Here is a 10,249-nt window from a genome sequence, read left to right on the forward strand (position 1 = left end):
GGGTGCAGATCGTCCTGGCGACCCACAGCCTCTTTCTGCTGCGGGAGCTGGAGATCCTCTCCCAGGAGCAGCGCTACGCCTCCGTGCCCCGGCGCTACATCACCTTCAGCCTCAAAGGGGGCACGGTCACGGCAGTCCAGGGGGATCGGATCGAGGAGGTCGAGCCCATTGTGAGCCTCGAGGAGTCGCTGGAGCAGTCCGACCGCTATCTGGAGATGGAGTAGTTTCGTGAGTATTGAGATCTTCGAGGGGAACCCGCCGACACAGCTGACCTTTACCTTCCCCGACGACTGGGCCGTGAGCCAGTTTGACAGCAGCCGCTTCTACCGGGAGCGGGTTGATCGGCTCAACGGGATGAAGGCGGTGGATATCCTCGCCGCCAAAGGGGAACGGCTGATCCTGATGGAGGTCAAAGACTTCCGGGGCCACAGCCGGGAGAACCTCCGCCGCCAGACCAGCGGCGCCCTCCTCATCGAAGTGGCCCAGAAGTTCGTCTGCACCCTCTCGGCCCTCGTGGGGGCCCAGCGCTCGGGCTTGCCGGAGTTTGCCCCTTTCTACCCGCCGCTTGAGCACTCCCGCCACGTGCAGATGATCCTCTTTCTGGAGCGGGATGAGCACGCACCGGGCTTCCTCCACGAAAAACGCCTCACCCTCGCCGATTTCAAAAGCAAACTCCGCCGCCTTCTGGTGGCTTACGACGTCCACTGCCAGGTCTACGACCGGGCCCACCTGCCCAAAGGGATCGAGTGGAGGGTGAAATAGTGCATAGAGGAGCCCGAAAAACCTCCGTCATTCCGGGCTTGATCCGGAATCCAGGGCCCGGAATACCCATTGAACCGTGGATCCTGACATAAATTCAGGATGACGAACAACAGTGAATGGGTTTTTCAGAGCACTCAAACAAAAATGATAGGTGAAATTTTATGAAATCGGTGGCGGAGAGTGGGGGATTCGAACCCCCGGTCCGGGAAGCCCGGACAACGGCTTTCGAAGCCGCCGCATTCGACCACTCTGCCAACTCTCCGTAGGTGTAGCTTTGAAAAAAGCAGTGCCATTATAGCCAAAGTCCCATAAGAGCCGTTATTTTAAGAAAACCCCCTCTTTTCCTTCCTGTCCTTCTATAATTTTAATGCTCTGGTTCCCCATTTTATCGCTATATTATTCGTTTTTTTCACTTTTATAAAGTGTGGGGGCGCATGAGGTGCAGTCGTTAGTCGATAGTTATTTGAACAAAAGCGTTGCAAAGCAATGCTTACCGAAATTCCTCATTCCTCATTCCTCATTTAAAAATCGGGCTCATCAGCGACACCACCCCAGTCAGGAAGAGGAAAAAGAGGATCAGCCGGCGCAGGCGTTCCCGATCCAGGCGATTGCCCAGGTGGATCCCGGCCAGGGAGCCGGCGATCACGAGAGGGGTCATCAGCAGGCCGTAGAGGAAATACTCCGCCACCTCGGGTCCAAGCTTCCAGTAGAGTAGCGCCAGCTGCACCGGGGCGGCCATGAGAAAGAGTGCCGCCATGAAGGCGCGGGTCCGCAGGGCGCTCCAGTCGTGGGCCATGAGCCAGAGCACCACCGGCGGGCCGCCCATGGCGATCATCCCCAGCATGATCCCGCTGAGGCCGAAGGCGATCAGATCCCAGGCAAGAGGCAGCCGCTCCCTAGGAGTGATCCGGATCCAGCGCTGGCTGGCCAGGATCAGCAGCAGCATAGCCCCCACGATCTGCTTGACAGTGACGGGGTCGAGACGGTTGATGAGATAAAGCAGCGAGATCCCGATCGGCAGGGTCAGATAGCGGATCGCCGAGGCGGGGAGGACGTCCCGCCAGACCACCTCCCGGCGGAGCTTCCAGGTGGCCACCGAGACCTGCACCAGGATCGGTACCGACGTCAGCGCCACCGCCTGGGCCAGGGAGAGGCCGCTCCAGATCAGCAGCGGCACCGCCAGGAGGTTGAAGGCGAAGCCGATGACCGACTGGACGAAACTGGAGAGCAGAAGGATCGATGCCGCGAGAAGTAGCGTATCCCAGGGCATCGTCGGGGCCTCAGCGGAAGTAGAGCCCGGCGGCCCGGGCGATCTCCCGGTAGTGGGCGAGATCTTCGGGGTTTTCCGTCAGAACGGGCAGCGAAAGATCATAGCTGTAGACGATCATCAGAGGACGCTTCTCGAAGAAGAGCGCTCCGCCGATGAGCTCCCGGAGGAAATACTTGACCGCGAACTCCAGGATCTCCAGATCCTCGATCCGGAAGAGGACGTTGCCCTCTCTTATCTCGAACTGCCGGGAGTAGATCATCTCGTCGATCCGATCCATGAGCTTGATCTTGTAGAGGTAGTTCTGCATATCCCCCAGTTTGAACTCCTGGGTGTGCCAGTAGCAGACCCCGCCGTTCTCGCGGAAAACCCGCCGGGCGAATTCCAGATAGTGGCGCTCCGCCGAGAGGCGGAAGTATTCGCAGTCGAGGAGTTTGATCCGCGGATCGTTCTCGGGGAGCAGCTCGGGAAAGACATCCAGAATCGCATGCTCGAAAAAGTCCCGCAGCTCCTCCAAAGAATCGGAAGCGTTGGGGAGGATCCGGCCCAGCGGACCGAACTTTTCGGTGATCCGGGGATCCTGAGCCTTCATCAGAGGGATCGTACATTCATAACGCATGGCCGCTTTACCTTCCATACCCCGCGTCAAGGCTGCGGGGAAAATCTGGCGCCATTGTATCCCAAATGGAGCCCAAATGCCCTAAGCTCCGGCAGGAATCAGCCAAAGATCCCTTTGGCAGCGATGATGGTGGCAAAGACCAGAATCACCATCGCCCCGAAACGGCGGATATAGGGGCGGTTGCCGATCATGATGGAGACCACCGTCCCCGCCATGGTCGTGACGATCAGAAAGCCGTAGAGGATAAAAAGCAGCGTCACCTCCTGCTGGGGCAGCTCCATCATCGGCCCCTTGTGAAGCAGAAAGGTCCGCACCCCGATCCAGAGAATCCAGAGATAGAGCAACACCGAAAAGAAAAAGGCCCAGAAGAGAAACTGCATCTTGCCGCTGCGGCGGATCATTTTGACTCCTTATTGTTCCGCTATTTTACTCTTTCTCTGATTTAGACACCAATAGGGCCGATATCCTCGACCGGATCGAAGCCCCACATCTGACTCGTTCCCACCGTCCTCGGTGGGAATGCATTTCCCCGCCGGAACGGCAAAGGGACAACATAGGTGCCGGAGGCGTTCCCACGGAGACCGCGAGAGAGAGTCAAACGATGCGGCTCTCTACACAGCGGTATAGGGACGACACGTTATAATAACGATAAAAAAAGAGTCCCAAGATGCCAGCACCCCGACGCAGAAAAAGCCGGATGAAAACCTATGCCGCTCCCATCATCGCCGGAGAGTTCAAAGGCAAGGCGGTGGAGATCCCTTCGGTAGCCACCACCCGCAGCTCCAAGGCGATCCTGCGGGAGTCCCTCTTCAACACCCTGCAGTTCGACCTGATGGGCAAGCCCTTCGTGGAGGTCTTCGCCGGGAGCGGCTCCGTGGCCCTGGAGGCGGTCAGCCGCGGCGCCTCCCGGGCCTGGTGCATGGAAAAAAACCGTGAAGTCTACGAGATCCTTCGCGCCAATGTGGAGCGAATCGCCCCCAGACGTATCGAGACGATCCGGGGCGACAGTTTCGAGGAGTTCCCGCAGGTCTACCGGCAGGTGGAAGCCGCAGGCGAGAAGGCCTACTTCTACTTCGATCCTCCCTTCAGCATCCGGGAGGGAATGGAGGAGATCTACGATCAGACCCTGGGGCTCCTGGAGCAGATCCGGCCCGAGACCTGCGAAATGGCCATCGTGGAGCATATGACCACCGTAGACCTCCCCGAAAAGATCGGGGCGCTGGAACTGGTCAAAAAGCGGCGCTTCGGCAAAAGCACCCTCAGCTACTACCGCCCGACCCCGAACGATGAAGCGTAAGCTCCCCCTCATCAGCCTGGGAATCCTGATCACCCTGGTGCTCCTGAGCCTCCTGGGACCCCTGCTCTGGGGTCAGGACCCCTATACCTTCCACCGGGAGCTGATCCTCCAGACCCCCAGCCTGGCCCACCCCATGGGGACTGACCGGCTGGGGCGGGATCTCCTGGCCCGGGTGATGCAGGGGGGACGCGTCTCCCTACTCATCGGCGTCGGCTCGGCGGTGATCGCCTCGTTGATCGGCCTCATCATGGGGGTCACGGCGGGTTACTTCAAGGGATGGTGGGACAAAAGCTTCGTGGTGATTGTGGATCTTTTTCTGACCTTCCCCACCTTTTTTCTGCTCTTGACTCTGGTGAGCTACATCCCCGCTTCGTCGATGATCCTCATCATCGTCATCTCCGTCACCGGATGGATGGGGACCGCCCGGCTGATCCGCAGCGAAAGCTACCGCATCGCCTCCCAGCCCTTCATCAAGGTCCTGCGCCTGGCAAAAGTCCCCACCCGCACCATCATCTTCAAATACTTCCTGCCGCTGCTGGCTCCCATCTTTTTCGTCAGCTTCACCTTCGGCGTCAGCGGCGCCATCCTGGCAGAAAGCGGCCTGAGCTACCTGGGGCTTGGCATCACCCCGCCCGATATGAGCTGGGGAAGCATCCTCAGCGACGGCAAAGCGGTCATGGAGATCGCCTGGTGGGTCAGCTTCTTCCCGGGATTGATGATCTTTCTTGTCACCTTCAGCCTGATCCAGATCTCCGACTGGCTGCAGGATCGGGCGAATCGGCGGGAGATAACGAGTAATGAGAAATGAGGAGTGAGGAGTGAGGAATTTCGGTAAGCGTTGTTTTGCAACGCTTTCATTTAAGTAACTGGCCTCGTAGCGTGGGATTGCCATCCCACGTCCCATGGAGCTTCGACCTCTTTTCCGTGGGATAGCAATCCCACGCTACAAGTAGCCCTCGCCAAATCCAAAATCCATCATCCAAAATCTAAAATCGCTTTGTATGTTTCCTCCGCGATCACTCCCTCCTCGTCGGTGGGTATGACCCAGAGTTCGACCCGGCTCTCGGGGGTGTGAATGGTTCTGGCGTCGGTACTCGGGGATTCATTGGCCTTCTTGTCCAGCACCACGCCCAGAATCTCCAAGCGCTCGCTGAGGGCCCGGCGGACGGGGGCGCTGTGTTCTCCTATGCCTCCGGTGAAGACGATGGCGTCCAGCCGCCCCAGTAGCGCGGCGTAGGCTCCCACATATTTGACCAGGCGGTGGATGAAGACCTCGAAGGCCAGCTTCGCCGTCTCGTCCCCCGCCTCCATCCGCCTCTGGATCTCCCTCATATCGTTGCTGCCGCCCAGGCCCTTGAGGCCGCTTTCGCGGTTGAGTTCCCGGTCGACCTCCTCGGGATTCCGGAATCCATATTTATACATATAAAAAAGGATTCCCGGATCGAGATCCCCACTGCGGGTCCCCATCACCAGCCCTTCCAGGGGGGTCAGCCCCATGGAGGTCTCGATGCTCTCTCCTCCCCTCACGGCGCAGGCGCTAGCGCCGTTGCCCAGATGGAGGGTGACGCAGTTGATATTTTTTGGTGGAGTCCCTTTGAGCCGTGCCAGTTCCCGGGAGACGAAATAGTGGGAAGTGCCGTGGAAACCGTAGCGCCGGACACGGTAACGCTCGTACCACTCTGTCGGCACCGCATATCGGTAGGCTTCTGGGGACATGCTCTGGTGAAAGGCGGTGTCGAAGACCGCTACCTGGGGCATCGCCGGGGCCAGAGCCGCCACCGCCTCGATCCCCAAGAGGTTGGCCGGGTTGTGCAGGGGCGCCAGAGGGATCAGCTGCCGGATCGTCTCGCGGACCTTTTTGTCGATGAGAGTCGCCCGGGTGAAGACTTCGCCGCCGTGGACCACCCGGTGCCCCACTCCCCCCAGCTCGGCAAAACTCTCCAGGATCCCCAGTCTCGGCATCAGCCCCTCCAGGATCTCCAGAGCGTGGCGGTGGTCCCGGATCGCCTGCGTCGTCTCGTGCCGCTTTTTATCGTAAATAATATGAACTACCGACTCCTCCTCGCCGATCCGCTCGATGAGCCCCTGGGCCAGGAGCTTTTTCCCCGGCATCACATAGAGCTTGAACTTCAACGAGGAGCTGCCGGCGTTGAGGACCAGGATCTTCACGACTCCTTCTCCTGGGCCTGGATGGCAGTGATAGCCACGGTGTCGATGATGTCGTCGACGGTGCAGCCCCGGCTCAGGTCGTTGACCGGTTTGCGCAGCCCCTGCATCACCGGCCCCACGGCCACGGCACCCGCGGAACGCTGAACCGCCTTGTAGGCGATGTTGCCGGTATCGAGATCGGGGAAGATGAAGATCGTGGCATGCCCGGCCACCGGGTTGTCGGGCATCTTGATCTTGGCCACCTCCGGCTCGATGGCGGCATCGTACTGGATGGGGCCGGCTACCGGCAGATCGGGACGTTTGCGCTGGAGGATCTCCGTGGCCCGCCGTACTTTCTCCACATCGGCCCCCACTCCCGACTCTCCGGTGGAGTAGGAGAGCATCGCTACGCGGGGATCGATCCCGAACTTCTCGGCGGTCTCCACCGTCTCCAGGGCGATCACCGCCAGCTCGTCGGCAGTGGGATCGGGGTTGACGGCGCAGTCGGCATAGACCAAAACCCGGGTCGGCAGACACATGAAGAAACAGCTGGAGGCCAGCGGATACCCCTCGGCGGTCTTGATCACCTGTAGCGCCGGCAGAATCGTATCCCGTGTCGAGTGAATCGCCCCGCTCACCAGCCCGTCGGCCCGTCCGTCATAGAGTGCCATCGTCGCGAAGAGGGTCTTGTTGGCACTGACACGGTCCAGGGCCGTCTCCCGGGTGACCCCTTTGGCTTTGCGCTCCTGGTAGTAGAGCTCGGCAAAGTGCTGGCGGAGGCTTTCGTCGGTCGGGTCCAGGATCTCCGCCCCACTCAGATCGATCCCCAGCTTTTTGCTCCGACGGGTGATCTCCTCATTCTCCCCCACCAGAACAATCCGCACCACTTTCCGGCGCAGCAGACTCTCTGCCGCCCGCAGGATCCGGTCATCCTCGATCTCCGGCAGCAGGATCCGTTTGAGATCGCTGCGGGCCCTTTCAAAAAGCTGCATGCGGAACATCGCCGGGGTCATGATCTCCTGCGGCATAGTGCTCAGACGTTTTTGAAGAACTTCACCTTCCACATATTCGGCAAAAAGCTGCAAGGCCATATCGATCTTCCGGCGATTGCCGGCGCGGATCGAAGGTTTGATCTCCATAAGGATCGGGAGAACCTCGTGTTCATATTTTTTAGTATATAACACAGGAGTCGGGATCTCATCGAGCCCTTCCAGCAGCTTGCTCAGCGCCGGGTCCGGGGCCTTGCCGCACAGAAGGACCCCCCCGTTCATCGGGGTGGTGACACTCTGGGCCGAAAGCAGCAGCCCTGCAACCATATCGGCCCGGTCAGAGGCGGTAATGACCAGTTCATAAGGCTGCTGCTCTTTGAGCAGACTCCCCAGCTCCATGGTTCCCAGGCGGAAAGCATTGAGATCGTTCTCTTTCTGTGTCTCCGATCCCGCAAGCATCTCGACCGGCAACTTCTCCATGATATCCAGGAGGCTCAGATGTTCCAGCGCCGCCAGCCGCGGCAGACAGAAGATCGGAAAGTCGTAATTCGATTTCCAGGGCGCCGACGCCAATCGATCCGCCGCCTCTTCGCTGCAGTGATTGGCACAGAGCAGAAAGATCTCCGCCCCCTCCTGTCGGATCGCCCGGCTCCAGAGAGCGAAGGGCTCCTCCAGATTCCCGACCTCCTCCGTCATGGAGAAGATCCCCGCCACGGGGGCCGAGAGGTTTTTGGCCAGCTCGATATTGAGGTCCATCCCCAGCTGCCGGTTGAGTCTCTCCATCCGGGTCCCCAGACAGAGGACGAAGTCGGCATCCCCCCGGAGGGCTTCATACCGTTCCAAAACGGCCTCTGCCAGTCGCGAGATCCCTTCGCCCGCCAGGAGACGCTCCGCCTCCTCCAGAGGAATCCCCTGAGTCGATTCCAAAGACTGCTCCAGCCCGAAATGTTTCAGCAGCGTTTCCATATCACCGTCATGTTCCCGATTGAAGGCCAGAGGCCGGTAAAGGGCGATGCGGCGATAGTGCCGGCGCAGCAGCTCCATCAGTCCCATGGCCAGGACCATGCTCCCCGCCCCCGGCTCCCGGGAGGTAATATAGACAGAATCGACGGGATGTTCTCGGCTCATGAGGACTCCTCGATAGAAGGGTTTTGACATCATTATACCTTTTGAGACTCTATTTCCAATACGTCGGAAATCAAAAAACCAAGAGTGTGTTACAATTGACAAAAAACCCAAAGGAGGCGGTGATGCCGGGGGTCAAAAGACGCCGAGGGTTCTCGGTGATGACCATCATCCGCTACGTCGTTTTCTTTTTATTCATCTGGGGGATCACCCTCCCCCTCACAGCCGAGCGGATCGACCGCTACGATGTGACCCTGCGAGTCCATAGTGACGGCACCCTTGATGTGAACGAAACGATCAGCTACGACTTCGAAGGGGCCTGGCGGCACGGGATTTTCCGGGACATCCCCAAAGCGATCCGCCCCGCTTCCTCCCGTCAACACAAGCGAAAATCGCACCTCACTATTTTAGGCCGTGAGGTCCAGCCCGGCCTCCTGACCCGCACCATCGACCTGGGACTGGGGGATTTCCGGGTCACCATGGACGGCAAGCCGGTCCGGTGGATCCGTCAATCGATTCGCTCCTCCCGGGCGGGGGAGATGGTCCGGCTCAGGATCGGAGACCCCGACCGAACCCTCACGGGCGTGCACCGCTACGCGATCCGTTATCGAGTCGCCAAGGGGGTCCTCCCCGCCTCCGACGGCAGCGGCGACGCGATCCGCTGGAACGCCGTCGGTACCGGCTGGAACGTTCCCATCCGTCGGGCGCACATCGAAGTGATCCTCCCTCCAAAGCTCTCCCGAAACAACGTGAAGGTGCGAAGCTATGCCGGCCGCTACGGTTCGACACGTAGTGTCCGCTCCCCAATCCGCTGGATCGACTCCCACCGTTTCGTTTTGGAAGATGAAGCGCTCTTTCCCCACGAGGGAATCACCGTCGAAGTGATCTACCCCGAGGGGCTCCTGGGCCAAAGCGGCAAGCAAAACGTCGCTGTTCCTTTTTCGGAGCGTCTCATCGAGAGTCTGCCGCTGCCGCTGGCGATTCTCTATCTCTTTTTCCTCGGCAAACTGGCCCGCAAAGGCAAAGACCCCAGAGCCTACAGCCGTTCGGTCGCGGTGCAATACTATCCCCCCGAGGGGCTGAGCCTCCTGCAAGCGGGTCTACTGCTCGATGCCTACGCCGATCGGCAAGATATCGCCCCGGCGATCGTCGAACTGGCCCAAAAGGGATACCTCACGATCGAGGAGACCGATAACGGCACGGTTTTGCGTCGCATCGAGGATGCCGACGAATCGAAACTCACCGAGGATCAACGTGCCCTGCTCGATCAGATCCTCTTTCCGACCGGTCCCACGTTCGTCGTCAGCACGACCGACCGGGACCGAAGAGAGGTGCTCTCCAGTGCCCTGAACGATCTCAACAACACCCTCTACGACTGGTCGGTACGAGCAGGATATTTCAAAGAAAATCCTTCCAAAGCCCGCTGGATTTTTCTGGCCAAAGCGATCGGATTTGTTCTACCGATAGTCGCCATGATTTTTTATGTCGTTTCCAGACAAGTGGGGGCGGATACGTTTTTCCTACTCATTTTCGCCGGCGTGTTCATCAGCGTCGGCATCGGGGCCCTGCTCAAAGCCTGGAAGTCCGGTAGCATCTCACAAACGATTTTCTCCGTTCTCTGGCTCGGCGTCGCCGTATTTGTCTTTTCCTTTCTCCTCGAAGACGACTTTGGGAGTTGGACGAATCTCCTGCTCTACCCGCCGCTATGGGTACTGGTCCTCCTTGTTTTCGGCATCGCCCATTTCTACCGCCGCGTGGGCCCCTACACCCACAAAGGGGCGCAAATCCACAACCATCTGCTGGGGCTCAAGGAGTTCGTCACCCGGGTGGAGAAAGATCGAATCCGCCGCTTTTTGGAGCAGGACCCCCACTATCTGGATCGCCTGTTGCCCTATGCGATCCTGTTTGGGGTCACCGACGCGTGGAGAGAGCTCTACGACGAATTCCAGGTCCCCGCTCCCGTCTGGTTCGTCGGGGATTTCGACGATCTGGGAGATTTCGCTCAAGATATGGGCACGGCGGCCTCCCCTCCGCCCAGCGAC

10 protein-coding genes and 1 tRNA gene are annotated in these 10,249 nt (G+C 59.5%); 5 read left to right on the forward strand and 6 right to left on the reverse strand.

What is annotated here, in order from left to right; genetic code table 11:
• Together F8I07_RS06590 and F8I07_RS06595 are read left to right on the forward strand one after the other, a co-directional pair.
• Window positions 1–224: hypothetical protein (locus F8I07_RS06590; RefSeq protein ID WP_292657324.1), on the forward strand; the 224-nt coding region annotated here is incomplete at its 5' end.
• Window positions 225–228: 4 nt separating this feature from the next.
• Window positions 229–762, forward strand: a complete 534-nt coding sequence (locus F8I07_RS06595) for a hypothetical protein (RefSeq protein WP_292657327.1) — start codon at window positions 229–231, stop codon at window positions 760–762.
• A 171-nt stretch (window positions 763–933) separates the two neighbouring features.
• Here the strand turns inward: F8I07_RS06595 and F8I07_RS06600 are convergent.
• From F8I07_RS06600 to F8I07_RS06615, 4 genes are all read right to left on the reverse strand, one after another.
• Window positions 934–1,024, reverse strand: a tRNA-Ser gene (locus F8I07_RS06600).
• Window positions 1,025–1,279: 255 nt separating this feature from the next.
• The gene (locus F8I07_RS06605) at window positions 1,280–2,032 is read right to left on the reverse strand and encodes a sulfite exporter TauE/SafE family protein (RefSeq protein WP_292657330.1); all 753 of its coding nucleotides are present in this window, start codon (window positions 2,030–2,032) and stop codon (window positions 1,280–1,282) included.
• A 10-nt stretch (window positions 2,033–2,042) separates the two neighbouring features.
• Window positions 2,043–2,648, reverse strand: coding sequence for a hypothetical protein (locus F8I07_RS06610; RefSeq protein WP_292657333.1), 606 nt, complete (start codon window positions 2,646–2,648; stop codon window positions 2,043–2,045).
• Between the two features lie 98 nt (window positions 2,649–2,746).
• A complete protein-coding gene (locus F8I07_RS06615; RefSeq protein WP_292657336.1) occupies window positions 2,747–3,049 on the reverse strand; it encodes a hypothetical protein in 303 nt (100 codons plus the stop codon).
• A gap of 266 nt (window positions 3,050–3,315) precedes the next feature.
• Here F8I07_RS06615 and rsmD point away from each other — a divergent pair, with 266 nt between their 5' ends.
• Both rsmD and F8I07_RS06625 read left to right on the forward strand, forming a co-directional pair.
• A complete protein-coding gene (rsmD, locus tag F8I07_RS06620) occupies window positions 3,316–3,945 on the forward strand; it encodes a 16S rRNA (guanine(966)-N(2))-methyltransferase RsmD (protein ID WP_292657339.1) in 630 nt (209 codons plus the stop codon).
• On the forward strand, window positions 3,935–4,753 hold the full coding sequence (locus tag F8I07_RS06625) for an ABC transporter permease (RefSeq protein WP_292657343.1): 819 nt from the start codon (window positions 3,935–3,937) through the stop codon (window positions 4,751–4,753). Before rsmD ends, F8I07_RS06625 begins: the two co-directional genes overlap by 11 nt.
• A gap of 167 nt (window positions 4,754–4,920) precedes the next feature.
• On the opposite strand, the gene F8I07_RS06630 is transcribed toward F8I07_RS06625, so the two are convergent.
• Both F8I07_RS06630 and pta read right to left on the reverse strand, forming a co-directional pair.
• Entirely contained in the window at window positions 4,921–6,114 is a 1,194-nt protein-coding gene (locus F8I07_RS06630; protein ID WP_292657346.1) for an acetate/propionate family kinase, read from the reverse strand.
• Window positions 6,111–8,210, reverse strand: a complete 2,100-nt coding sequence (pta, locus tag F8I07_RS06635; RefSeq protein ID WP_292657349.1) for a phosphate acetyltransferase — start codon at window positions 8,208–8,210, stop codon at window positions 6,111–6,113. The genes F8I07_RS06630 and pta overlap by 4 nt, the downstream gene beginning before the upstream one ends.
• 122 nt (window positions 8,211–8,332) lie before the next feature.
• On the opposite strand from pta, the gene F8I07_RS06640 reads away from it, so the two are divergent.
• Window positions 8,333–10,249: DUF2207 domain-containing protein (locus F8I07_RS06640; protein ID WP_292657352.1), on the forward strand; the 1,917-nt coding region annotated here is incomplete at its 3' end.

Origin of the sequence: Nitratifractor sp., assembly GCF_015487065.1 — a bacterium.
Lineage (GTDB): Bacteria > Campylobacterota > Campylobacteria > Campylobacterales > Sulfurovaceae > Nitratifractor.

Excerpts from the sequence above, each read along its gene's own strand:
- F8I07_RS06605 (WP_292657330.1), bottom strand. The coding sequence starts at position 2,032 with ATGCCCTGGGATACGCTACTTCTCGCGGCATCGATCCTTCTGCTCTCC.
- F8I07_RS06610 (WP_292657333.1), bottom strand. The coding sequence starts at position 2,648 with ATGCGTTATGAATGTACGATCCCTCTGATGAAGGCTCAGGATCCCCGG.
- F8I07_RS06615 (WP_292657336.1), bottom strand. The coding sequence starts at position 3,049 with ATGATCCGCCGCAGCGGCAAGATGCAGTTTCTCTTCTGGGCCTTTTTC.
- rsmD (WP_292657339.1), top strand. The coding sequence starts at position 3,316 with ATGCCAGCACCCCGACGCAGAAAAAGCCGGATGAAAACCTATGCCGCT.
- F8I07_RS06625 (WP_292657343.1), top strand. The coding sequence starts at position 3,935 with ATGAAGCGTAAGCTCCCCCTCATCAGCCTGGGAATCCTGATCACCCTG.
- pta (WP_292657349.1), bottom strand. The coding sequence starts at position 8,210 with ATGAGCCGAGAACATCCCGTCGATTCTGTCTATATTACCTCCCGGGAG.